Genomic DNA, 23,737 nt, shown 5'->3' with positions numbered 1-23,737 from the left:
AGCACCCCTCATAAAAGTTGTCTAAAAGTGTTGCCATACCATATTAAATAATAAACGACTTTTTAAATATTTTAGGTGCTGCTTATTCAATCTTTATACATACTTAATTATAAACTAACATATCTAAATTATGAATTTTTTTCATAAAGTTTACATTTTCATTCCTTAAATATGTTTTTTCACAATTATTAATTATTAAAGATGATCTATTATTAGATTTCGCTTCATTTAAGAAAAAAACAATCTATAAAATTTCATTTATCTATAATTCTAGGTAGGAACATTTCTGTTTGAGGGATTTTCAAGGACTTGAAAACAAAAAAGCTTTCCTATATGATGCTTGAGTGTCAACAGTCATTGACTCGCACATCTTAAATAAGTTATGGAGGTACTTAATGATGAAGAAAACTAGATTAATCGGCGCAATCTTATTAGCGACTGCTATTATTTTAATTATTAGTTTAACAAAAGACAAATTTAAAACGGACACTCCGATTCTGTCAACAGATGAGGTTTTAGAAAAAGAGCTATTAAAAAATACGAAAGCAATTATTTATTTATCAACCACGGCTGACCAAGATATGGATAATAAAGGCGTAAGTTATGGAGTTTTTGTACAAGATGATCATTCCGTTCAAGCACTTGCCATGAAAGGACTTGAACTTGGAAGCGTCGCTATAGGCAAGAACCAGGTCTTATTAGAAGATAAAAACAACATAAACATTATAAGTGACAATACGAAACAATTTAAAATGGATACGCCACAATACACAGGTGAGAGGACGGGGTATCTACCAGAAAAAGAATTATTTTTCAGTATTTATAACAGTGGTTTTGTAGAAGATGGATACAGTTCAGATGTTCGATATGGCGATTCAAAGGATTTCAATGTAGATAGTATTCCTTATTATATCGTTGCATCTGGAATCACTGAAAACATGGTTCCTATACTCACACAAGATTTTGCTAAAAATAGATTTGACTTAAGGGAAGTAACGTTTGATGAAAAACTTAAAATTAATGACCTAACGACAATCCAATCCGAATCTACCGAAAATATGCAAGTTCTAGCACCAATTTTATCGGATGAAAACAATTATTACCTAATCTTATCTAAAATTATCAATGATACTCATGAAAAAGTATCTATTTATAGAATTAACAAAAAAACATTGAGACAAGAAAGATTCGACTTTATTGACTACAAAAAAGTCGATTTAACCGCTACAATTCCTTATAATTATAAAAATTCTGCAACACTCTATAACAACAAATTATATTACGCTAACGGACTAGGTGAAATATACTCTTTCGATTTAAAATCAACAGCTGTGTCAAAAGCTTTTAGTCTGAATAATGTTAGTAAATCAAAAGTTCGACACAATGAAGAAACCTACTTTAAAGAAGGCAATTTATATGTATTGCGATATAGCCCTTATAAAAAAGAACACTATTATTTGGAATCGTATTCATTAGATAAGGGAACTGTAACCGATTCCTTTGATATCAAGGGTCTTGATGCCATCATCAATGAACCAAAATATAAAAAAGTTTACTCATACGATTTGAAAATATTAAAGTAAATTTCTCGATTAAACAGATCCATGATAAACACATTCTTTTCTATAAAATGTATAAATTCTCACATAATCCTTTTTAAAAAAAGAGCGATAAACGCTGATATACCAACGTTTATCGCTCTTTTATATTTTTTCAAACTTTCATTTTCGAACCTTTTTTGCGTGTATTCGGTATACATGATTAGGTTCTATCTAAAACAGTTGGTACTCATCCGCAACTCTATAATACTATCCTTACTTATTCATTTAAATGAAATGTTTCTTTCATCTCTCTGAAAATAATTGTTAATTGTTCTTCATGTTCTTTAATAATCTGCGTTGCATATTGATTCCCTTTATCTTTTCCGTCGACTTTCATATTCTCATTCAATTCAATTTGGTATTCTTCCTTATCCTTTCGAATAATAACCCCGTATTTCGGAGTAGAGAAAAATTTTGGCCAAATCATAAATGAATAAGAAATTTTCTTCTCCGGAAATTCCTCTCGGTAAAATAAATTTGATTCAAATCGTAAATAATTTGGATAGTCAAATCCATATTGTACATTAGAGTTTTTAATATCTACTCTATAATGAACAGGTGCTCCATATTGCTCTGTCAATGGTACAATTTTTTCATATGGTTTGTATTTTATGTTTATGAAAGTAAACCAAGTAATATTAAGCAATAAAAAAGAGGACAAAATGACAATACTTACAATATGTGCGATTCTTTAAAAGTTTTCTTCTTCGGTAAAAAATAAAAATTGTCAGGAGCAAGGACACTATCGATAAGCTGACAACGCTACGCCAATAAGGAGGTTCATAGTGTAAATTGACTTGATTTTTTCCTTGTTCAAGTGGTAGCCCTATAAATGCATAGTTCACCTTTTGTATGTCTACTTTCTGACCATTGACAGTTGCCTTCCATCCTTTTTCAAACGGAATCGGCGTGACAAGCATACTATTTGAATTTTTCACCGTTACTTGCCCCTTTGCATTATCGTCATGCCACACAAAATCATTCGTTTTATTTTTGTTCAACGCTTTATTTAATGTTTTGTACGATTCAGGAAATAGCTGTACATCTTTAAATGTATACTGCCCTTTTGGTATCGTTAACGTAATTTTTTTCTTAACAGGAATCACCAATGTCAACGCATCAAAACTTGTTGCGTACTTTGCATCTCCTTTCTTACGCCGAGTAGTTAACTCATTTATATGAATGTTAAACGTGCTTCTCACCTGATTTGCGCGCAAATAAAACTGCATATATATCGACTTTGTGGCTTTTGGAATAGTTGAAAGTTTAAAAGTAATTTTTGCTGGTTTCTTTCGTTTAGGAACGGTTAATATTTTGCCCTCTAACTTCGCATTTTTTATCGTCATCTTATATGGTAATGAAGTCGGTGCAGAAATTTTAGCATGACCATCTTCCGTAATAACTCCCTCAAGCATCGCATGTTCTCGCGATAAGACAGGCATCGTCGCTAAGTGATGTCGATTATAAAAATCGTTGGTAACTCTAAAGGCTGGAACCTTATATGGATTTTCATATAAACGATATTTGCCATACTCCCCTACTTTTTCAACACCATATGGAATATTTCGATGTTTTTTTTCTCTCATATAATACTGTGCCTGAAATAGCGCCATCAAATTTGTTCGGTCCCCTAATGTTCGATAGCGACTCAAACTTTCTCGACCAGAATCTATTTGCAAATCTCTCCAATACATGTACATCAAATTACCATTCGAAATACTAGAATAGGTGCTAAAGCCATCCAATCCAACTAAAGGTGGTGTATTTTCGCGTAATATTTCAGACCAATCTTGGCGTGCATTTTTATCTAGGCCGTTCTTGTTCATATAAGCAGCCGCGCGTTGTATGTCATCAGAAACTCCAAGTGCACTCCCTTGTACGTATTCAGTCGTAGAACCAGTCATATTCGCTGTTTTTGAAAAATCGATTAAAAAATAATTCGAATAGATTAGCAATGCCGTCATAATGATTAAACTAACTGCCAATGCTCGGAAGCGATAAAAAACAACTATTAGCGTAATGGCAAGCCATGCATACGCTAACAATGTGAGTGGATGGAAAAAATCTTGTTGAATTGCACTTACAATCGTAATAACGATAGCTGCAAAACTCGTTGAGACAAGCCAATCTCTTCGATGGATTTCCTTGGAATGCGCAAACATGACCGCAACAAGACCTCCATAACTCAATGTAACGATTGGAACCCACCGTTCGTTAGGCGCAGAGAAACCATTAAAAATACTCCCAATCATCGGACTATAATAGCCAACCGTCCCTAATACCGCAATCATGCCAAAGAAAATAAAAATTTTATGTTTATAAATTGGTTTAATCGCTATTGCCACTAAAACAATGGCCGGTAACCATAATTCGCGAGAGTCATTTATCAGTAAATTATCATTCCACTCAAACCAAGGAATTGGCTCTGTATATGCTGGCCGTTCATTACTCAAATAACCAATCGTAGCTGGAATGAAAATAAAACTGCTCATACCAAAAGAAAGCAAACTCGTCCAAACGTAAGTTTTTAGTTGCGATAATCTCGATTTTTCGTCTTTATTAAAGCGTATAACGAAACGTAATACAATATAGAGCAGACCTAATAAACAAACAATAAAAGCGATATAAAAATTATTGATCAATAGTAACGTCAATATCACGATAAAGAACATTGGAGAGCGTTTGCGAATAATCTGTTCAATACCAACTAATAAAAATGGTAAATATAATGCAACATCAACTAAAATGTCGGTATTAATTTGATTTTTAAAGAAAAACGGACTTAACATATATATAATAGCTCCAATAAAAGCGCCTCTTTTTTCAGGAATAAGTAACTTTAAATAATAAAAGGCTGCTGTAAATAGGAGCATTTGCTTTACAATACTTATTGGAATTAATAAATGAATCCATGTTTCAATTGTTGGTTCAATTGAAAAAACAACAAAAGCTAAAAACCATAACAACATAAAAATGTTCGTCGTATAATAATAGTTTAGCGTAGCAAAAATACCGCCACCAAATCCAAAGTCTTGCGAATATGCCCAATTCCCCTGCTGATATTTTTCAAATATATATTGTTTAAATGTCAACATTTGTGAAATTCCATCACCAAAACCGATAAATAAATTCCCTTCTACTGTACGCCAAATCATCCCAAGATGTGCCATGATAGAGATTAATAATGCTGCTAAAAAAAGCATACTATAGCTTATTATTTTATTGTGCATTCTTATCTCCCCCAATTCCCCTCATTTAACTCTATAACCTTTTTAAATCATTTTTTAACATTTAAATGATTTAGATGGAGTTAAATAGTAAAAATAGAGTATATATTTAACAAAAAAAGAATCACTTCTATTGTGATTCTTCAAAATAGGGCATCGTCTACATTATTCAATGTCTTGTCGCATTACATATCATAATGCATTGAAAATTCATTTTTTAAGACTATTTAAAAAAACGTAACTGCTTCTAAACAGTTACGCCTTTTTATTATTGTCGCTCAAATGATACATAACGCGTTCCCTGGAATGACAAAATGCCAATATCCTTTTCCGCAAGCATACCAAAATCACTACCATTCAATTGAAGCTCCAGACGATCTCCACTTTGTACTTCAAACGTCACATAATAGGTTGTATATGAATGATCGCCTTGTACATGTGTCCTCTTTGAAATCACTTCTGCAGGTACAGTCAGCCTTGGTGAGTTATTATTTTTTATACCTTTTTTAATAGATGAAAAAAGAATGAAAATAATCGTACCAAAAACAAAAATGCCAATAATCGCAATGAAAATAGGTACAAAAGAAAATATCATGTCTTCAAAAAACATACAATCCCTCCCCTTCTATACATACTATACGAGCATAATTGTAAATTAGTTTCAAAATTTTGGAATAAAAAAAGAATCGTGGAAAAGATGGTTTCATGCTTACGCTTTTTGATTGTCTATAAAGACATCCTCTAAACTTTTTTCTTCAATATCAAAGCGGTAAACCGGTATATTAAAGCGATGGAAGCAGCGTAATATTTCTGCATTTTGTTGTTCATCATGAATTTGAACAGTTGTATATTGCGCCGTCCGTTCAATAATAGGCACAAAAGCTTTTAATTGTTCATACCAAGATGCTTCTGCGCTTTGACCAATAGTACCATGTTTAATACGCACATGAAGTTCATTCGTATTGTCCGTTTTCAACTCACGAATCGTACCTATTTTAGCAATACGACCCTCTTTTAAAATCGCAATGCGCGTACAAAGCTTTTCAATTTCAGTCAAATTATGTGATGTTAAAAAAATCGTTTTCCCCTTTTTTTGAAGCTCTCGAATAAAATTTTGCAAGACAATGGCTGACTCCGCATCTACACCAGATGTTGGTTCATCCAAAAAAATAAAATCTGGATCATGGATAACAGCTTGTGCAAAGCCTAATTTCTTCTTCATGCCAAATGAATATTTTCCGACTTTAATGTAACAATCTTCTTTTAATCCCACTTTTGTAAGTACTGCTTGCGCTTCATTTTTTGACACTTTTTTTCCGCTAATCGCCGCAAAATAACGGAGGTGTTCAATCGCATTTAAGTGATTATAAAACGTTGAGTAGTCCGGCAAGACACCAATACGTTTCTTAACATTATTCGACAATTTTTCATTATTGAAAAATGTCACAGAACCTGCAGTAGGTTGTGCAAGCCCTGTTAAAATATTAATAAATGTTGATTTACCAGCACCATTACGACCTAAAAATCCGAATACCTCCCCTTCATAAATGGTTAAATCAATGGATTTAAGTACTTCTTTCTTGCCGTAATTTTTTGTTAATTGTTTAACACATAACATTAATATTCACCTCGTTTAAACACTTGAATGCATGAAAAAATTAATAAAAGAGCAGCAATCGGTAATAAAATCATTTGCCAATCTTCTTGTTCAATATAATGAATCGGGCTAATATAACGTAGCTTTCCCCACCATTTATCGCTATACTCTACTACTTGGGACATAATTGGCAGCGCAGTTCCGAAAACAATTCCTAAAAACATCGTCATTCGTGGCTTTGAAATAAGAATCGATAAAACAAATGCAAATGCAATTTCAATCGTAATCAAGCATAAAACACTTGCCAAAATAATGCCGCTAAATGTTTGCGATGTCATAGCAATAATGACCACAGCAAGTAAAATGCATGCAAACCAAAATGCGACGGTCCCTAAAAATTTCCCCCAAATAATTTGCTCACTTGAAGTACGCGTTAATAAAAAACGGATTGTACGGTTAGAAACTTCGCGATTGATCACATCATGTGATAATGCCATTGTAAATAATGATCCAAAAAACACGATAATAATGAGTAACCCTGTAGCATAAATCCCTGCATCATTGTCGCTATCATAGCCTAAAAATGCCGCAAAAACGCGCCCATTTTTTGAAAAATAATACGATGATGCGAGTAAAATAAGTACCATTACAATGGATTTGATATTTTTTGTTAATTGCCAAAATTCTTTTGTTGCAATAGGTAGCATAGTTCAATCTCTCCCTTAAGTTATCTGAAACAATCATAACGTATGAATCTTTCGTTAAATGAAATGCTACCTTAACATTTCCTTAATTTTGGTATCATTGGAAAAGAACATGCTAAACTAAATGAGAGGTGAATGACGATGGAATATGGAAAATTATTACTTGTAGATGATGAACTAGCTATTTTAACGATGCTTCAAACCATTTTAATAAAAGAAGGATTTACAAAAATAGATACGGCGACAACAGCCGAAGTAGCGTTGCATTATTGTGGACAGCAGTCTTATGATCTAATTTTGCTTGATGTTATGTTGCCTGGACAAAGTGGCTTTGATATTTGCCCGCAAATTAGACGCCTAACAAATGCACCTATCTTTTTTGTTACAGCGCGCACATCGGATTTGGACAAATTATCAGGGTTTGCGTTAGGTGGCGATGACTATATTACTAAACCATTTAATCCACTTGAAGTTGTTGCCCGTATAAAAGCACAGTTACGTCGACTTCAACTACCAACTGAAATGCAAACGACACTTCAATTTCCAAACTTAACAATCTATACGACATCAGGGGAAGTGTACTTTAAAGGGGAAGCAATTGAATTATCTGCCCAAGTATATCAACTGCTCTTATTTTTTGCGAAACACCCAAATCAGTTGTTCACAAAAAGTCAATTGTATGAAAATGTCTGGCAAGATGCCTATTTAGGCGAAGATAATACAGTAATGGTCCATATACGAAAACTACGTCAAAAAATCGAATGTGATCCGAGTAACCCCAAAAGAATCGTCACTGTTCGCGGATTAGGTTATAAATTTATGCCTGGAGCTCAACTATGAATCTTCAGCGCCGCTTCGCGTTACAATTTTTAACACAGACGCTCACCTTTATTATTTTATTCATTGTGATTGTTTTTACCTTATTGTTTTTTCTAGGCTATGCGCAATTAAAAGAAGAACAAGCAACAAATACCGATTTAATGACGGTGACAGACCTAGAATACAGTATTAAAACTATTGATAACATAGATGAAACACTCTTACACAAACTAAAAAAACAGCAAGTATGGTTACTCGTCTACGATAAAAATAAAAAACTAAAGTTTAAAAATAATGTACCAAAGAAAGCACCGACAGCTTACTCAAAATTATTTAAAAACGAGCAAATTGATTATAATGTAGTGCCACTAGAATTAGAACAGAAAAGCTATACAGTCGTATTAGGGCAACTCAATCAAGGAAAAGCGGATATGAATTATTTAAAAAAACACGTAAATTGGCAGACGAAAAAACTGCCAACAATCAACTCCAAAAATCCGATTTATTACATAGATTCAGATGGCACATTACTTGATTCAACAAATGATAAACATCCTAGAAAAGCGATTGAAAAACTATATGAAACGTATAATTATGAAATCCTCCGTTTTACAGATTCAAAAAGTGGTAAACAACTTATTGTCGCAAATGAACTTTTTGAAGATTCATTTATGCCGATTTGGGAACGACTTGTTCCATTTCTAATTGCCCTTCTTATCGTCGTGATGATGATTTTTGGCTTATTCATTTATTTCTACACGCGAAAATTTGCTAACCCGATGCTCCACTTTATGACCTGGATTCGACAAATTGGGCAAAAAAACTATCAAGTACCACACAATAAGCGCGGCAAATCAATTTTTAGAACGAAAAAAGGGCGTGTTCGTCGACGTTATCGATTGTATAAAGATATGATTGAAACAATGGAATATATGACTTCTGAACTTTCACAATATGAACAGCAGCGTTCGCAAATGGAGAAAATGCGTGAAGAATGGATTAGCGGCTTATCTCATGATTTAAAAACACCTTTATCTACAGTCATTGGGTACACAAAAATGCTACGTTCTTCTCATAATTGGACTACTGAGGAACAGCAACAATTTTTAGAAGTTATGGACAATAAAGCGCATTACATGGAAGAGTTGATTGATGATTTGACGTTAACCTATCGCCTTAAAAACGAACGGCTACCGTTACATCTGCAAAATATTGAATTAACAGAATGGCTTCGCCGCTCATTGATTCAAATTATGAATACTGCACAAGCAAAGGATTATACGTTTGATTTTATTCCTGAACAAGAAAAGGTTTATGTGAACATCGACCCGATATTATTCCAACGTGTGATTGATAACTTATTAATCAATGCTTTAAAACATAACCCGCCAGGCACATTGATTCAGCTAGAAACACATAAACTCAACCAGCAACAAATTATTATTGTACGCGACAATGGTATTGGCATGGACCAAGAAACGATAGACCAACTCTTCAATCGCTATTACCGAGGTACAGCAACGACCGAAAATATAGAAGGTACAGGATTAGGCATGGCGATAACTGAACAACTGATAAAATTACATCGTGGAAAAATCACTGTTGATAGTGTATCCAGCCAAGGGACAACTGTGACGATTTTTTTAGATAATCGTTAATTTCTTCATTCCATATAACCAAAACAGAGACTTCCTTTTCGGGAAATCTCTGTTTTCATTATGAAAATAATTCATGGTGCTCATACTGTGTAAACAACTCAAAATTGCCGATGCTTTTTTCCGCCTTTGTACGGATTTTTTTCATTTCATCACCATATACACTAATTTCTTGATACGTAGCCTCACGTTGTTCCCAGTTTTTTTCATGACCTAATTTATCATTCATAACTGTTAATGTCGCGTGATAATGTTGTAAAAACTTTGCTTGCACCGCCGTTAAATCGCCACTTGTTAAGACATTTTCGACTACTTGAAGTGAACCATCGACCGCTTCTGGATACGTATTAACATTTTCCGTTACATCTTGATGATATTGCTTTAACAAAAGCACAATTTGTTCTGGTGTATAATACGTCTTAGCATCTTGTGTTTTTGCATAAGATTGTGCCGCGCGTGTTAATTTATTTTCAACTGCATGTGCAGAATAAACTTCCTTTTTTTCAGGAGAACTAATTTTCGCCGCCGTTTTTGAAATAGCATCCTCTTTTTCAACCGCTGTGTCATGAGACGCTCGTTGTTTAACGCTAGGACTTGATGCTTGTTGTACTTCTTGAGGCTCCTCATTTATTTGCACAGCCGTAAAAATAGCTGTTATCAAAGCGAGACTTCCCATTATACTAAAGATTACTTTTTTCTTTATTATACTCTTCATCATTGATAATTCACTTGTCGCAACAAGTAAATACGCCAACTCCTTTATAGTATTAATTTTTGTTATATCAAAACAAAACTCATATATGTAATAAAATAACTTTACATCTAATACTAATTGTATAGGATTTAAAAGTATGCTGAAATTACAATTCAATTAAATTTTTTTAATATTTTGCTAAAAAAGACATGTCTTTTTAACATTGTAATATTTGAATGTCATTTTTGACGCGAACATAAAAAAAGGAACCGCCATCGCGATTCCTTTTCATCACATTTTAATAATGCCTTTTTGTTTTAAAATCTTAACTTCTTCGCGCAAGCCTTCCTCTAATGACCGCGGCGCATAATTGAATTTACGCGCGGCTTTGGCATGGGAGTAAGCTTTATGCTCTTGTAACCGCAATACTTGTTCCGTTTTAATCATCGGCTTAGGTATCAAATTATAAAGCTGAATAAGCGACAGAGCGGCATGAAACGGCATACGGACAATTTGTACACGACGATGAAGCTCCTGCGTAATAAAACGTACGACTGCTTCATAGGTTAAAATGCTACCGCCAGACAAATCAAAGTGATCATTTTGAATATCAGGGCGCTGGTGAATAGTATAGATTGCGTGTGCTAAGTCATCTACATGTACAAGTTGCATCAACGACTGACCATTACCAAAAAGCGGGAACACGGGTGATTGATTCAAAAAACGAATGAGCTTTTGCATATTATGATCGCGTTCATTCCCATAAATCATTGTCGGGCGCAAAATAACATAACTCGTATGTTTTAACGGTTTGTTATAGAGCCGCTGTTCAATTTCTTGATAAAGCGCATTACATGTACGATACCGTGAATAAATGCCTGTCGTATGAACGGCGATAATTCGCGGTACATGATATTTTTCTGCTAATGATACGAGCAATTCTGTATAACGAATATTCGCAATATGAATGATTTCACTGAATTCGTAGCGCTGAAACAATGATTCTACGAATACTTCATCCGCTAAGTCGCCTTGTTCACATATAATATTAGATGAAAAGTTTTGCTGTTTTCTACTCACCGTTACAATCGACTTGTGTGGACAATGTTTTAAAAATGCGTGACCGGTATTCCCAGTTAACCCTGTTACTAAAATCATATCATCACCTCTATCATTATCGTAAAAAATGAATCGTTCGCTCAACTTAAAGATACTAGATGCTTTTCAAAAAGGCGGCATTATGATTATTCTGTGCGGTCCTTTCTTTCCTCGTAACATGTTGTTGTTCTATTCAAAAATTTACATCAATGAACCATCACTGTCAAATAGTTACATTTATACGCGAATACAGCCAAATGCGTGACGCCCTTCAAATAAGTAATCGAGTATCTCTTCGTAATACGGTACAAATTGCTGATTTGCCATCATGTCTTTGATTTCTGCATGACTTGCCCATTTAACAGCCTGTACTTCCTCTTGTTGTAGCACGAGCTGCTTTGTATCTACTTCTAACTCTAGTAAGTAATAATCATCAAAGCCGCGCTCAAAATTAATGGTAATATGTGGGCGCATTGCTTCAAAATTATAAACAAGCCCAATTTCTTCAAAAAGTTCACGCTTCATCGCCTGCTGACTCATTTCGCATTCAATGGCACTCCCACCACTTGTCAAATCCCACAAATTTGGCCAGCCTTCCTTAAACGATTGTCGCTTCTGAATAAGCATATCGCCTTTTTTATTAAAAATGCATACATGAACGACTAAATGATAGTCCTCACTATCCATCGCTTCACCGCGACAAAGTTGTTTTTGCTTTTTCACCCGATGCTTATCGTAGATGTCCCATGTTTCCAAAAAAAATCACTCCTTCATCTATTCATTATGCAAAAAAAAGCCAAGCATCGTCCAATGCCTGGCTTTCGATTATTTTTTTGATGAGCGATTTGACCAAATTGTAGCGATAATTGGCCCTGAAATATTATGCCATACAGCCGCAAATGCACTAGGTAATGCCGTCATCGGCTCTGCTGCAAAATGAGCTTTTGCGAGCGAGACACCAAGGCCTGAGTTTTGCATGCCTACTTCGATACTAATAGCACGGCGGTCTTGTACGCTTAATTTTAATGACTTCGCAACAAAATAACCGAACAATAAACCAACACCATTGTGTAAGAATACCGCTAAAAAGACAAGTAGCCCTGCTGATGCAATGTTTTGTTGGTTTCCACCAACGACAGCTGACACGATAATAATAATCGCAACAACGGAGATTAACGGTACTACTGAAATACTTTTTTCTACGACAGTTGGCATTAATTTTTGCACGATAATACCAAGTATAATTGGTACGATAATTACTAAAATAATTGATTTGAACATCGCAATCGGATCAACTGGCATCCATTGACCCGCTAGTAAATATAATAGTACGGGCGTCATAATCGGTGCTAAAATCGTAGAGCATGACGTCATCGTAATCGACAGCGGTACATTCCCTTTTGCTAAGTACACCATAACATTTGAAGCGGTTCCACCTGGCACAGAGCCTAATAATACAAGTCCTGCTGCTAAATCAGGTGGTAAGTTTAATGCATAGGCGATTGCTACAGCTGTTAATGGCATGACTGTAAACTGCGCAATTAACCCAATAATAACGGGCTTTGGATTCGTCAAAATTAATTTGAAATCGGCACCCTTTAACGTTAAACCCATGCCAAACATGACAATACCTAGTAATAATGTAATATAGGGCGCAAAACCAACAAACGTTGATGGTGTTAAATAGGCAATAATTGCAATAAGCAGCACAAGAACCGCAAAATATTTTCCGGCGAACTGACTAATCGTTTCCAAAACTTTCATATGTATCCTCCTCGACATAAATTAAAGAATTTTCTGATAATTAAAATAATAGCGGATATAGAACAATTTGTAAATATATTATTTTCCACAAATTTCATGTTATAATAAACTAAAATTAATTAATAGAAAGCTGATGTTTACTATGTCAAAAACTCGAATCCTCTTTTTAGTAATCATTACACTCGTTATTGCAGCACTTGGTTGGGTTACTTATGAAAGTGGTCATGACGAACTAATCATTTATTATGTCATTGGATTTGCATTGCTTGTCATCTTAGAAATTGTGCGGGTCATTGTGCAGAAAAAAACAAAATAAAAGCTGAGAGAATCGTGTGTTGCACGATTCTTTTTTTATGCAAGAAAAACAATTTTTGAAACGTTTTTCCAGTTGATGCGTTGATTACTTGAAAGGACGACTGATGCGATGGAATCAATTGATGAATTATTTATCACGTACTCGCAGGATCTTTTGCATTATATTACGAGTATTATTAAAGATCCACTGCAGGCCGAGGATGTGTTGCAAGAAACATTTTACAAAGCTTATATTGCGCTTGATTCGTATGAAGGGACAAATATTCGTCCATGGCTTTTTACAATTGCGCGTCATGCCAGTATGGATTACTTTCGGAAGCAAAAAAGATTAGTTGTAACAGATGAACAATTTTTTTCATCGATTGCTGAAGATTTCCAATTAGAGGAACGATTTTTCACAAACATGGCGCTACAAGAAGTCTTTAGCTATTTAGCTACTTTCCCAAAGAAGCAACAGAAGCTTTTTATGCTGAAGGTAGTCCATCATTTTAGCTACGATGAATGTGCTGAAATGATGCATATGTCGGTTGCTGCCTGTAAAAGTACTATTTTTCGTATTCGCAATGAATTAAAAAAACATGTTGAAAGGTGATGCTAATGGATACACAAAAAATGATTCTACAAGCGAAGCAACGTGCTAAGTGGAATACCATCATCATATTGTTAACGATTATTTTAAGTGTTACCCCAATATTTTATACATTATCAGTTACTTACTATGCGACGAATGACCGCGCCAATGAAGCCATTGCACGCACTACTGCATTGTACGCACTGACAGACCCAGCAATTAAAATGGATTCTACATTTGTAAAAACAAAGATTTCACCGCTTTTTAATTTAACATTTGAAGCTGCTCTTCAAGAACAATATGCTGGCGAAAATTATACTGTAGGAAGCTATGAAGCAACCTATGGATTTATGCAAAAAACAAGTGAACAAATTGATATGAGGGCTCCTACTCCAACAGATGAAAAATTCCCAAAATATTTTACGAATACAGATTTCCAGCATGGCACAAAAACGATACAGCCCGACCAACAAGTAACGGTATTTGCTCTTTTTGACAAAAATTACACTGTCAATGAATTAGATATCTTTTTACGTCGCAATGCTTTGGTTATGTGGAATGCAGTGAATACAGGTGTTGAAAAACAAATTTTAACGTCAACAAAAGAAACCTATCCTTTAATCGGTTATCCGACTACAGGAGTTGTTATGGAAAGAAATACTGAAAGTGCTTTTCTGAAACAACTAGAATTATTAACAGAACTCCCAACGCAGCCTTATGATATCGGCGCTAAGAAGCGATTAGCTTATGTTAAAAAATACGGTATTTCAATTTATGGCGCCACATTATCGTTATCAGGTGAAACATTAAATCAGTTACTAGACGACCATCTCATCCGTAATTTTGTGATACTTAGAGAGGAGTTATAACATGACAAAATCTACCGTCTTTTTTAATATTGGCCTCATAGCAGTAGGCTTTAGTTTGTTAACATTATTTTTGTTAAATCTAATGTTATTCACGCATATTACTTTTAATGGCATCTGGTATGTGCCTGTTTTAAGTGTGCTATTCGCAATTTTAGCGCTAACACAAAAAACATCGCGGAAGTATGGCTTATATGCGCTTTTTTTAACAATCGGAACGTTATTATTATTTATTTGTATTGTATGTGGGTTGTTATCGATTAATGGTGCTTACTAAATTCTCATTCTGTTATAATCGAATAAGCTTTTCTTCGCCTGCCCCCTTAGCATTTGTTTGTGCTAGATTGAAAGAAAAAGGAGTCGCCACATGAAAAAATCAATTACTATTTTTACGCTCAGCTTCCTGCTATCATTATTTCTCACAAATAGTAACGCAGGAGAAACAGAACGAGAGTATGAACCTCGCGCCAAAACGGATACTATTTTCACCATTATAAATTAGCCATAATGAAAGCGTCGACTCTTGTTCATTCAAGGATCGACGCTTTCAACATTTTATAACCATAAATTAACTAATTAATAAATAAAATAATTAACTTATTAATTAATCATTTTTCTCTTGATAAAATACTGTAACAGTTAACGATAATCTCGTATTTGTGGCGTTTTTATAGGTGTGCGCTGCATCACTTTGAAAACGAATTGCTTCGCCTTCTCTTATCACATGCCACTCGCGATCAATTAACAATTGTAACTCGCCTTCGTTTACTAAAATATATTCTTCAGATTGTTGGTAATGTCCTTCTGATAAAAAAGTCGCTTTTCCATCAAATTCCATCACAAATAATTCAAAACCACGTTTCGTATCAAATGGAAAATATGGATAAATCGTAATCGCTTCATTGCCTGTGTCAATTGGCGTTAAATATTCACGACGAATATGGTCGACCTTTGTTTCTACTTCAGAAGTTAATGCTGATAAGGGAATCCGTAGCCCTGAAGAAATTTTCCAAAGCACAGTAATCGTCGGATTTGATTCAGCTTTTTCAATTTGACTCAACATCGTTTTACTGACTCCTGTTAATTTTGATACTTTATCCAAACTCATATGTTGTTTTGCACGATATGCGGCTAAATTTTGCGCGACTACTTCGTGAATCTGTTTCATTTCTTACACCCTCTTTTCAATATAAAGAACATAATGTACAATATAAAGGATATACGTTATCGTGTTCATTTAGTACATTATATCAAACAACATGAAATGGAGTCCTGTCATATGCCTTCTTTACAGCGCACGAACTCGTTCAATTGGTTTTTATTTTTAACCGTTTTATGCATTGCGGCGAATTTACGTGCCCCGATTACATCTGTTGGTGTTGCTCTCCCAACAATAAAAGATGCCCTACAATTATCGATTAATGAAGTCAGCTTATTAACCATTCTCCCGTTAATTGCTTTTGCGGTTGTGTCGTTATATGTCGCTAAAATTAGTAGCTACGTTGGGCTTGAAAAAACATTATTTTTTGCGCTCATCCTCTTATTAATCGGCATTATTATTCGTTCGCTTACAACGATTCCTGCATTATTTATCGGTACGATTCTTATTGGTATCGGAATTGCTTTTGGGAACGTCCTCGCGCCGTCTATGATTAAAGCACATTTTGCTTCACGCGTTGGCGTTGTCACCGGATATTATACCGTTGTTATGAACATTTTTGGGGGCTTATCGTCCTATTTAACAGCCCCCCTGATTGCGCGTCATTCGTATCCGGTCGCGCTTGGCATCATTGGCATCGTTACCGCTGGGACGATCATCATTTTAGCATTACAGCTGCGGAAACACTCGACAAAAATGCGAGTAGCTGACAAAACGGCGGTGCCGATTTGGAAGTCGCCCCTAGCATGGCAAATCACGCTCCTCATGGGTGGGCAGTCATTTATTTTTTACGTATTAATCAACTGGCTACCGGAAATGCTACTTCAAAAAGGCATCGACACATCACAATCAGGGTTCTATTTACTCGTGTTACAAATTGCCATTTTGCCTTTTACATTTATTATGCCAATTATTGCCGCAAAGCGAAAAAATCAAGTTGGACTGCTCCTGTTAACAGGGACATTATTTACACTTAGTACAGTTGGACTGGCCCTACTGCCCGCTTCTCTGATTCTCTTCGCCATCATCACATTAGGCATTGCGAGTGGCTGTGCTTTTGGCTTAGTGAACACGTTATTTACACTACGAACAGAAAGCACATTAACCGCCACAAAACTGTCGGGCATGGCACAAGCTGTCGGTTACTTATTCGCAGCAATCGGGCCACTATTTTTTGGTCTACTCCATGAATGGACCGGAACATGGACACTCTCACTAGCGATGTTAATTGTCATTTCTGTGCTCATTTTGACCGTTGCTTCAGGCGCTGGTCGTAACTTAACCATTGAAGCATCGTTAAAAAAATAATAAAAGCCGAGCACCTCCACAAATGGAACGAGCTCGGCTTTTATTATTGTACATCAATGACTTTCTTGATAACGTTTTCATATTCAACAGTAATGGGCTCTTTTTTGAGGACCGCACGACCCGTTGTCGCATATTTTTTTTCATCTGTCGTTTTTAGAGACGTAAGACGTGCATCAGACGGTGAAAAGTGGCCATCGTTGTCATAATCTACATAAAGGTCGCCATAATTGACAAAAGGCGTATCAGCTTCTTCTGCATACCCTGACCAGCTACGTTTTTCCATTGAGCTACGTACTGCATAGTCATGATCACGCGATAAGGTCACTTGCTCGACGATATCATCTTTGCCTGCTTCTTTTTTCGTATATAATACATCGCGGAAACTGAGTGTTGTCGGTGCAGTGAGCGTAGTAAGGTCTTTTGTTTTTAAAGACGTAATGGACGGCTGGAAATCATAAAATTGCCATGTTTTTGAAAGGACTTTTTTCATTGTTGGGTCGTATATAGTAATCGTTGTATTCCCTTCATGGTTTGCTCTTAAATTAAGTGCAGGCATACGCTCCTCCCCTGTAAAGGTATAGTCGCCGTCTGTATCTTCGTTTATCGTCACCATAGCTGGATTAAAGGATACATGATACCCCTTCAAGTCTTCTACACTCGCAGCGCCGGCATAGTTCTCTTCGTTATCTTCATAAATCAACGGTACTTGTAGACTCATGTTCATATCCTGACGTTGGGCGACGTCGCGGTCTACTGCGAGACGCTCTTTCGTTGCAAGACCTATCGTGTTTACAACGGTTTTAGCTAAAATTTTGCCTCCGCTATCTTTGTATAAAATAGTACCAGACTTCCCTGCCTCTTTTACATTAAATTGGAGTGGACTGTAACTACTGTAGAGCTTACCTTCCGCTGGCATGCCAAGAATTTCCAGATATACAACACGCACAGGTTGCGCTAATTCAAGGTTATCGCCATATTGGTCTAGCAATGCGACTGCTATTTTTTCTGTTCGTGTATTGTTAGCAATTGCTTCATACATTTCTGGCGCTTTTACAGTCGTCAGTTGACGCTTTTCATTCCTCACTGTCACATCAAATTGTTGGCTATACCCATTTGTCGTTGCGACGGTAATCGTTGTTGCCCCTGCTTTTTTCGCTACGAGTTGATCCGTTGGTAGACGTCCTTCGGTGATAGGGTGTTGTTCAACCGCAACTACATCAGGATTTGAAGATGTTAAGATGAGTCCAAACCCATTAATACGGCCAGAACCTTTCCCAAAAACAGCAGATTGAACATACGCTCGCTCACCGATGACTAATGTATTGCTTTGTATCCTCTTATAGCCATTTCCTTCATCCACGTCCGTACGTTCTTTACGTACAGCTAATGTGTAAGGGGACTCTTTTTCAGCAGCGATAAGCTCAGCGAATGTCACACGCATCATTTTTTCCTTCGTTTCCTCTGCTGTTTCTATTGTCACCTTGACTGGATGTTGTCCTGTTCCAGCACGTAATTTTCCAGTAGCAGAAGTCGTCCCCTCTTCAAAAATAGGTGTATCTGCGCGGAAAGTTACGTTTATACCTTCCGCTTTTAATCCCTCTGCTGTGGCCATCTTCCCATCTACATCAAATGCTAGCATCGCCGCTTCATTTTCGGCAAATGTGTCTTCCCAGAGCGCGATGTCCTCTAACTTTGTTACATAGGCGATATCAAACATTTGATCATTTATTTTTAGCGTCGCCGTTTTATTAGAGGACAGCGGTGTTTTTAATTGCACACGCATTTGATTTTTTTCTGGATAAAAACGGTCTTTTATCGGCTCATTATTTACAGTTAGGTCCTCTTTTCTTAAACCACTTAGTCCGGTGCCATAAACGATAATCGTTGTCCGATCAACTACTTCTACTTTAGTGACCGTAAATTGTAGTTTTCCATCCTTATATTCACTGTCATGATACGTTCCATTCGCCAATACCCCTTTAATATAAAATAAATCTTTATAATAACCGGTTGTTCGTATACCACGGTTGTAATAGTTTCCGCTGTAAAGGGTCGGAGGAAGGTATTTTCGTCCTTCATGAAACAATATGTTATCGTGCACACGATACTTATGTGTGTCGAGCTTTCCGTTGTCAAACAAATACGTGTACTTGTCTAGATAACGATAACGCTTTAACCCTTTAGCTAAATAGCCATTGTGATATAAATAGAGTTTTTTCGATGTGGCAACGTCACGCTGTGGATACATCGTTGTTCCTTTTGCTAAATAGCCATTGTGATAAAGTCGTTCTTTATCACGCGTCTGAACATACCCTTTTGCGAGTACACCATTTTTAAATAATAGCGTTTTATTGCGTGCCGTTTTATTGCCCTTTTTCAAGGTAGCATTGTAATACAATTTCATATTTTGGCCCTTGCCGATAATTTCATAACCGGTATTCAGTACACTATTACGATAAAGTTTTCCATGAAAGACAACGTACCCTTTATTTAGCTTGCCATTTTTGTATAAACGCCCTTTATAGAGCACATAGCCAGATGCTGCTTTTCCTGTAGTATTATTTAGTAATACCCCATTTTTCAACTTATACGTAGCGGCTTCAGCAATCGTTGGTTCACTTATTCCAAGACCCATGACAACCATCGTTAAGGTTATTGCAGTTATTGTATGTTTACGCACGATGATCGATGATCCCTCCTTTGCGATATTATTCCCTTATTTCAATAAATATAAAATAACGAAAACTAGGCTTATTGATTCAAATTTCAATCTTTTAATTGTTGTTCAATTAATTCAACAGCAATCGTAAAAGCTTCAATACGGCGCTTTGCCAACGTAATTTGCGATTTATAGCGCGTTGGATTGTTCTTCCCTTCTAATGTTTTAACCGTTTCACGTAATTTATGCACGGTCGAATCAATTTGACGCTTTGCTTCTATTAAAGCAGTTTGTTCATACATTTATTCTAGTTCCTCCTTCAACAAATCATAGGCACTCTCTGAAATACGGACACCGAGTTGTTGCGCCTTTTGTGCTTTTTCAGCGGAGCGCTCTCCAGGCAGTTGTACTTGCTTAAATCCTGGTGCCGGCACCGCTTCATGCAAGCCAGCCACCATATTTTGCACACCCTTTGCAAACATTTCAGGCTGCATAAAGAGCGCTGGATTAATCGCAATAATAAATTGCCCTAAATGACGATGTTGTGACAAATCATTATACATTGTGTCATTGCCACCCGGTAACAGACCAGCGACTACATCAATAAATAATGCGAGTCCAGAACCTTTTGCGCCGGCAATTGCTTGTAAGGCTTTGACTTCATGTGGGTTCGTCGTCGGATTCCCATCCGCATCAAGGCCCCATGTCGGCGGAATTTCTGTATTCTGCTCGCGCGCGACCATTACTTTACCAAATGCCGCATTACTCGTCGACATATCTAACACAATCGGCTCAGCATCGGCATTCGGGACCCCATATGTAATTGGATTAACACCTAAATAGGCATCGCGACCCCCGAATGGTGCGACAAGTGCATCTGCCTGCGTCAATAATAAGCTAATCATCCCTTCTTTTGCTGCCTGGTGCGCATAATAACCAACAGCCCCGCAATGGGTCGAATTCGATACAATCGCTAAACCAATACCCGATTTTTTTGCGAGCGCCACCGCTTCATCGGTCGCTTTTTTCGCCACGACATGCCCAAATGCAAAATCCCCATTAATTTTACAAACAGCATCATTTAAATACGTCACTTGAATGTCCGGACGAATAGTAATATGCCCCTGTGCAATGCGACGTAAATACAGTGGTAATCGAATGACACCATGCGACTGCACACCACGCATTTCTGCAAACGTTAACACATCGGCTACAATGGCGGCGTGTTCAGCCAAGACATCCGCCTGCTGTAATTTTTGTTGAATCGCTACTTTTAATTTCTCTAGAGTAATCGTTGGCATTTATTCTCATCCCTTCTTAGTGGCACGCTTGATTATTACTATAAGTATAGCATGTGCTCGCTAGTGTTCTATTTCCTTTTCCGCTTAAAATTAACCTTCCTATTTCCATTCATTTCCTGTATAGTGAAAAGAACTATTTTTTGAGGAGTGATGATATGCAGCAATACGACCAGAAACTCAACCATCAATTGGAGGGTAGCTGCGCATAATGGTGTGACCGCCCTCCGTAAAATCGGAGGCGTCTTTCATGACTTTAACATCGATCTATTATTTTTTAACTTCTTCGCGCGCGTTTAGCATTCATATTGTCTTTACGATTAGCGCCATTTACTACGTGTCAACTGCGCAACTCAATGCGTTAGAGCTTGTGTTAATCGGCACCATTTTAGAGCTCACTGTCTTTATTTGTGAAATTCCGACAGGGCTGTTTGCTGACTTCTTTGGCCGCAAAAAATCGTTTATACTCGGCACGCTCATCATTGGCTCGGCACATGTCTTAGAGGGCAGTATTCCTGAATTTTGGGCCATTGCGCTCGCATCCGCACTATGGGGCATCGGCTGGACATTTATTAGCGGCTCGGAGCAAGCGTGGATTGCCGATGAACTAGAAAATCGAGGCATTGAGCACGTCTTTTTAAAGGGTGCACAGTGGAGCTCAATCGGCAGTTTTTTAGGCATTTTAATGAGTGTGCTACTTGCGCTTGTCTTTTCGGTACAAATCGCGATTATTGTTGCTGGAGGTATACTCGTGTTAATTGCGCTTGTGTCGAATATTATCGTTCCTGAAACAAAATTTATTCGTCTTTCGCACGCTACTGCTGCCCCTTTTGCTCAAATGAAACACGCGTTAACACTTGGCTTATCACAAATTAAACGTCACCGTATGCTACGCTATATCGCGTGGGTGACACTTTTCATTGGACTAGCGAGCGAAGGGTTTGATCGCTTATGGGGCGCTCATATTATCGAAGGTTTCGAGTTAAATGAGGAACACGCAGTTTATTGGTTTGGCGCACTGTTTGCGATTGCGTACATTCTTAATATTTTGCTACTACGCTGGATAGAGCGCCATGTCACAAAGAGCTACGCAACAGTGTTATTCCTGTTAAACGCGCTGTTAATGATTGCCCTTATCACGTTTGCATATAGCGACCAATTTTTCGTCGCGGTCGCTTTCTATTGGGTAATCTCTGCATTGCGTGAAACGAATGAACCGGTACTTGCGGTTATGATTAATCAACGGCTGTCATCTAAGGGGCGTGCAACCACATTATCAATGTTTGGGCAAGTCGATGCACTGGGACAAATTGCGGGTGGTCCGATTATTGGACTGCTTGCGCTCTACGCATCGGTAGCAGATGGTATTGCTGCAACGGCGTTGTTATTGCTTCCTGTAGTGTTATGTTGCTTGTGGATGCGGCGCTTATACTAAATAAAGAGGTAGGACGTGTTGTCCTTACCTCTTTATTTTTTTATTTTATATAGACTATCGAGTAATGTTTAATTGTTTATCAATTTCTGCGTAATTTCTCGATGGATGCTTTATTTTAGCAACTTCCACAACCGCTTGCGACATGACGCGATACGTTTGTTGATACGCTGTAGGGATAACTGCTACGTGCTTCGCCACCGTCGCAGCGTCACCGCGTTCAATCGGACCGGTCAGCGCGGCAACTGGACCATGCGCATAAATATTTTGTGCATTTTGTAAAAATAGCTGACGAAAAGCTTGTTCCGCCACCTCTCCTGACAAGCCTGCTTCAGCAAAAAGCTGCTGACTCGTATGCACAAGACCGTTCACTAAGTTACTACAAGTCACACAAGCCGCATGATACAGTGCTTTTTGTTCTGCTTTAATAATCGGTGCCTCATTGCCCCATCGCTGTACCGTCGCTTGTACTGCCACGAGCGCCTCTGCATCGCCTTCTAACGTAAAAATTGTTGACGAATCAAGCGGCGTTGTTTTTGATGGAAAGGCTAAAATAGGATGCAAAGATAGCACCGCATATGTACGTTTAGCATTTGCCGCCAATAAATGCGCTGACGCAGCACCAGAGCAATGAAATACACGCATACCTGGTCGTAGCATCGCTTCAATATCATGAAATACAGCTGGAATCGCCGTATCGGATACCGTCAAAAATAGCCAATCACACGCTGCCACGAGCTCCTGATTAGACGTAAAAGCGCGCGTTCCTGTCAGTTCCGCACTGTCCTTCGCCTGTTCAACTGTTCTACTTGCATAGCCAACAACCGTTTCCCCTTGCTCAATGAAATAACGCCCTAATGATGTGCCGACATGACCGGCACCGATAAATCCTATTTTCATATTAATTCCCCCTTATCTTTCTATTGTAAATGTTCTCGTTTACAACGTCATTTTTAATGAATGAGTGATT

General features: G+C 37.1%; 23 protein-coding genes. 9 read left to right on the top strand and 14 right to left on the bottom strand.

Annotated features, from left to right (window positions below; translation table 11 throughout):
* The first annotated feature begins 395 nt into the window (after nt 1-395).
* The gene (locus tag V514_RS0118135; protein WP_029501191.1) at nt 396-1,583 is read left to right on the top strand and encodes a hypothetical protein; all 1,188 of its coding nucleotides are present in this window, start codon (nt 396-398) and stop codon (nt 1,581-1,583) included.
* Nucleotides 1,584-1,818: 235 nt separating this feature from the next.
* On the opposite strand, the gene V514_RS0118130 is transcribed toward V514_RS0118135, so the two are convergent.
* From V514_RS0118130 to V514_RS0118110, 5 genes are all read right to left on the bottom strand, one after another.
* Nucleotides 1,819-2,181 carry a hypothetical protein gene (locus V514_RS0118130; RefSeq protein ID WP_152529010.1) on the bottom strand — a complete coding sequence of 121 codons (363 nt, stop codon included), beginning with the start codon at nt 2,179-2,181 and terminating at the stop codon, nt 1,819-1,821.
* A gap of 58 nt (nt 2,182-2,239) precedes the next feature.
* Complete coding sequence (locus V514_RS0118125) at nt 2,240-4,831, bottom strand: YfhO family protein (protein WP_029501189.1); 2,592 nt, start codon at nt 4,829-4,831, stop codon at nt 2,240-2,242.
* 265 nt (nt 4,832-5,096) lie between these two features.
* Entirely contained in the window at nt 5,097-5,438 is a 342-nt protein-coding gene (locus tag V514_RS0118120; protein WP_029501188.1) for a DUF2500 domain-containing protein, read from the bottom strand.
* A 99-nt stretch (nt 5,439-5,537) separates the two neighbouring features.
* Nucleotides 5,538-6,446, bottom strand: a complete 909-nt coding sequence (locus V514_RS0118115) for an ABC transporter ATP-binding protein (RefSeq protein WP_035945118.1) — start codon at nt 6,444-6,446, stop codon at nt 5,538-5,540.
* Nucleotides 6,446-7,132: an ABC transporter permease gene (locus V514_RS0118110; protein ID WP_029501186.1), complete on the bottom strand. Its 687-nt coding sequence runs from the start codon at nt 7,130-7,132 to the stop codon at nt 6,446-6,448. The genes V514_RS0118115 and V514_RS0118110 overlap by 1 nt, the downstream gene beginning before the upstream one ends.
* A 138-nt stretch (nt 7,133-7,270) precedes the next feature.
* Here V514_RS0118110 and V514_RS0118105 point away from each other — a divergent pair, with 138 nt between their 5' ends.
* Both V514_RS0118105 and V514_RS0118100 read left to right on the top strand, forming a co-directional pair.
* Complete coding sequence (locus V514_RS0118105) at nt 7,271-7,969, top strand: response regulator transcription factor (protein ID WP_029501185.1); 699 nt, start codon at nt 7,271-7,273, stop codon at nt 7,967-7,969.
* Nucleotides 7,966-9,606: a sensor histidine kinase gene (locus tag V514_RS0118100; protein ID WP_029501184.1), complete on the top strand. Its 1,641-nt coding sequence runs from the start codon at nt 7,966-7,968 to the stop codon at nt 9,604-9,606. The genes V514_RS0118105 and V514_RS0118100 overlap by 4 nt, the downstream gene beginning before the upstream one ends.
* Nucleotides 9,607-9,664: 58 nt before the next feature.
* On the opposite strand, the gene V514_RS0118095 is transcribed toward V514_RS0118100, so the two are convergent.
* The 4 genes from V514_RS0118095 to V514_RS0118080 all read right to left on the bottom strand — a co-directional run bounded on the left by V514_RS0118095 (nt 9,665) and on the right by V514_RS0118080 (nt 13,159).
* Complete coding sequence (locus tag V514_RS0118095; RefSeq protein WP_029501183.1) at nt 9,665-10,264, bottom strand: hypothetical protein; 600 nt, start codon at nt 10,262-10,264, stop codon at nt 9,665-9,667.
* Between the two features lie 324 nt (nt 10,265-10,588).
* Nucleotides 10,589-11,455 carry an NAD-dependent epimerase/dehydratase family protein gene (locus V514_RS19485; RefSeq protein WP_029501182.1) on the bottom strand — a complete coding sequence of 289 codons (867 nt, stop codon included), beginning with the start codon at nt 11,453-11,455 and terminating at the stop codon, nt 10,589-10,591.
* Between the two features lie 177 nt (nt 11,456-11,632).
* Nucleotides 11,633-12,151: an NUDIX hydrolase gene (locus V514_RS0118085; RefSeq protein ID WP_029501181.1), complete on the bottom strand. Its 519-nt coding sequence runs from the start codon at nt 12,149-12,151 to the stop codon at nt 11,633-11,635.
* A gap of 69 nt (nt 12,152-12,220) precedes the next feature.
* Nucleotides 12,221-13,159, bottom strand: coding sequence for a bile acid:sodium symporter family protein (locus V514_RS0118080; protein ID WP_029501180.1), 939 nt, complete (start codon nt 13,157-13,159; stop codon nt 12,221-12,223).
* 142 nt (nt 13,160-13,301) lie between these two features.
* On the opposite strand from V514_RS0118080, the gene V514_RS20500 reads away from it, so the two are divergent.
* From V514_RS20500 to V514_RS0118060, 4 genes are all read left to right on the top strand, one after another.
* A complete protein-coding gene (locus V514_RS20500) occupies nt 13,302-13,475 on the top strand; it encodes a hypothetical protein (protein ID WP_161630223.1) in 174 nt (57 codons plus the stop codon).
* A gap of 108 nt (nt 13,476-13,583) precedes the next feature.
* Nucleotides 13,584-14,066 (top strand): RNA polymerase sigma factor, encoded by a 483-nt coding sequence (locus tag V514_RS0118070; protein ID WP_029501179.1) that lies wholly within the window; start codon nt 13,584-13,586, stop codon nt 14,064-14,066.
* A 5-nt stretch (nt 14,067-14,071) separates the two neighbouring features.
* Nucleotides 14,072-14,914 carry an anti sigma factor C-terminal domain-containing protein gene (locus V514_RS0118065; protein WP_029501178.1) on the top strand — a complete coding sequence of 281 codons (843 nt, stop codon included), beginning with the start codon at nt 14,072-14,074 and terminating at the stop codon, nt 14,912-14,914.
* Nucleotide 14,915: 1 nt separating this feature from the next.
* A complete protein-coding gene (locus V514_RS0118060; protein WP_029501177.1) occupies nt 14,916-15,188 on the top strand; it encodes a hypothetical protein in 273 nt (90 codons plus the stop codon).
* Between the two features lie 327 nt (nt 15,189-15,515).
* On the opposite strand, the gene V514_RS0118050 is transcribed toward V514_RS0118060, so the two are convergent.
* On the bottom strand, nt 15,516-16,079 hold the full coding sequence (locus tag V514_RS0118050) for a helix-turn-helix domain-containing protein (RefSeq protein ID WP_029501176.1): 564 nt from the start codon (nt 16,077-16,079) through the stop codon (nt 15,516-15,518).
* Between the two features lie 111 nt (nt 16,080-16,190).
* Between V514_RS0118050 and V514_RS0118045 the strand changes: the two genes are divergently transcribed.
* Complete coding sequence (locus V514_RS0118045) at nt 16,191-17,378, top strand: MFS transporter (protein WP_029501175.1); 1,188 nt, start codon at nt 16,191-16,193, stop codon at nt 17,376-17,378.
* A 43-nt stretch (nt 17,379-17,421) separates the two neighbouring features.
* Here V514_RS0118045 and V514_RS0118040 read toward each other — a convergent pair whose 3' ends face one another.
* The 3 genes from V514_RS0118040 to V514_RS0118030 form a co-directional block, all read right to left on the bottom strand.
* Nucleotides 17,422-20,058, bottom strand: coding sequence for a hypothetical protein (locus V514_RS0118040; RefSeq protein ID WP_029501174.1), 2,637 nt, complete (start codon nt 20,056-20,058; stop codon nt 17,422-17,424).
* 86 nt (nt 20,059-20,144) lie between these two features.
* Nucleotides 20,145-20,339: a hypothetical protein gene (locus V514_RS19480; protein WP_035945117.1), complete on the bottom strand. Its 195-nt coding sequence runs from the start codon at nt 20,337-20,339 to the stop codon at nt 20,145-20,147.
* Nucleotides 20,340-21,338, bottom strand: coding sequence for an Ldh family oxidoreductase (locus V514_RS0118030; RefSeq protein WP_029501173.1), 999 nt, complete (start codon nt 21,336-21,338; stop codon nt 20,340-20,342).
* Between the two features lie 247 nt (nt 21,339-21,585).
* Here V514_RS0118030 and V514_RS0118025 point away from each other — a divergent pair, with 247 nt between their 5' ends.
* Nucleotides 21,586-22,770, top strand: coding sequence for an MFS transporter (locus V514_RS0118025; protein WP_029501172.1), 1,185 nt, complete (start codon nt 21,586-21,588; stop codon nt 22,768-22,770).
* Between the two features lie 54 nt (nt 22,771-22,824).
* Here the strand turns inward: V514_RS0118025 and V514_RS0118020 are convergent, their stop codons facing one another.
* Nucleotides 22,825-23,667 (bottom strand): Rossmann-like and DUF2520 domain-containing protein, encoded by an 843-nt coding sequence (locus V514_RS0118020; RefSeq protein WP_029501171.1) that lies wholly within the window; start codon nt 23,665-23,667, stop codon nt 22,825-22,827.
* Nucleotides 23,668-23,737: the final 70 nt, after the last annotated feature.

It is taken from the genome of Kurthia huakuii LAM0618 (assembly GCF_000505545.1).
Classification (GTDB): Bacteria; Bacillota; Bacilli; order Bacillales_A; family Planococcaceae; genus Kurthia; species Kurthia huakuii.
Note: the sequence above shows the minus strand (reverse complement) of the source record. Positions and strands in the feature narration are given on the sequence as shown.

Bases quoted from the DNA above. Each gene is read 5' to 3' on its own strand.
- V514_RS0118135 (WP_029501191.1), top strand. From the start codon at position 396: ATGATGAAGAAAACTAGATTAATCGGCGCAATCTTATTAGCGACTGCT.
- V514_RS0118125 (WP_029501189.1), bottom strand. From the start codon at position 4,831: ATGCACAATAAAATAATAAGCTATAGTATGCTTTTTTTAGCAGCATTA.
- V514_RS0118120 (WP_029501188.1), bottom strand. From the start codon at position 5,438: ATGTTTTTTGAAGACATGATATTTTCTTTTGTACCTATTTTCATTGCG.
- V514_RS0118115 (WP_035945118.1), bottom strand. From the start codon at position 6,446: ATGTTATGTGTTAAACAATTAACAAAAAATTACGGCAAGAAAGAAGTA.
- V514_RS0118110 (WP_029501186.1), bottom strand. From the start codon at position 7,132: ATGCTACCTATTGCAACAAAAGAATTTTGGCAATTAACAAAAAATATC.
- V514_RS0118105 (WP_029501185.1), top strand. From the start codon at position 7,271: ATGGAATATGGAAAATTATTACTTGTAGATGATGAACTAGCTATTTTA.
- V514_RS0118100 (WP_029501184.1), top strand. From the start codon at position 7,966: ATGAATCTTCAGCGCCGCTTCGCGTTACAATTTTTAACACAGACGCTC.
- V514_RS19485 (WP_029501182.1), bottom strand. From the start codon at position 11,455: ATGATTTTAGTAACAGGGTTAACTGGGAATACCGGTCACGCATTTTTA.
- V514_RS0118080 (WP_029501180.1), bottom strand. From the start codon at position 13,159: ATGAAAGTTTTGGAAACGATTAGTCAGTTCGCCGGAAAATATTTTGCG.
- V514_RS20500 (WP_161630223.1), top strand. From the start codon at position 13,302: ATGTCAAAAACTCGAATCCTCTTTTTAGTAATCATTACACTCGTTATT.
- V514_RS0118070 (WP_029501179.1), top strand. From the start codon at position 13,584: ATGGAATCAATTGATGAATTATTTATCACGTACTCGCAGGATCTTTTG.
- V514_RS0118065 (WP_029501178.1), top strand. From the start codon at position 14,072: ATGGATACACAAAAAATGATTCTACAAGCGAAGCAACGTGCTAAGTGG.
- V514_RS0118060 (WP_029501177.1), top strand. From the start codon at position 14,916: ATGACAAAATCTACCGTCTTTTTTAATATTGGCCTCATAGCAGTAGGC.
- V514_RS0118050 (WP_029501176.1), bottom strand. From the start codon at position 16,079: ATGAAACAGATTCACGAAGTAGTCGCGCAAAATTTAGCCGCATATCGT.
- V514_RS0118045 (WP_029501175.1), top strand. From the start codon at position 16,191: ATGCCTTCTTTACAGCGCACGAACTCGTTCAATTGGTTTTTATTTTTA.
- V514_RS19480 (WP_035945117.1), bottom strand. From the start codon at position 20,339: ATGTATGAACAAACTGCTTTAATAGAAGCAAAGCGTCAAATTGATTCG.
- V514_RS0118030 (WP_029501173.1), bottom strand. From the start codon at position 21,338: ATGCCAACGATTACTCTAGAGAAATTAAAAGTAGCGATTCAACAAAAA.
- V514_RS0118025 (WP_029501172.1), top strand. From the start codon at position 21,586: ATGACTTTAACATCGATCTATTATTTTTTAACTTCTTCGCGCGCGTTT.
- V514_RS0118020 (WP_029501171.1), bottom strand. From the start codon at position 23,667: ATGAAAATAGGATTTATCGGTGCCGGTCATGTCGGCACATCATTAGGG.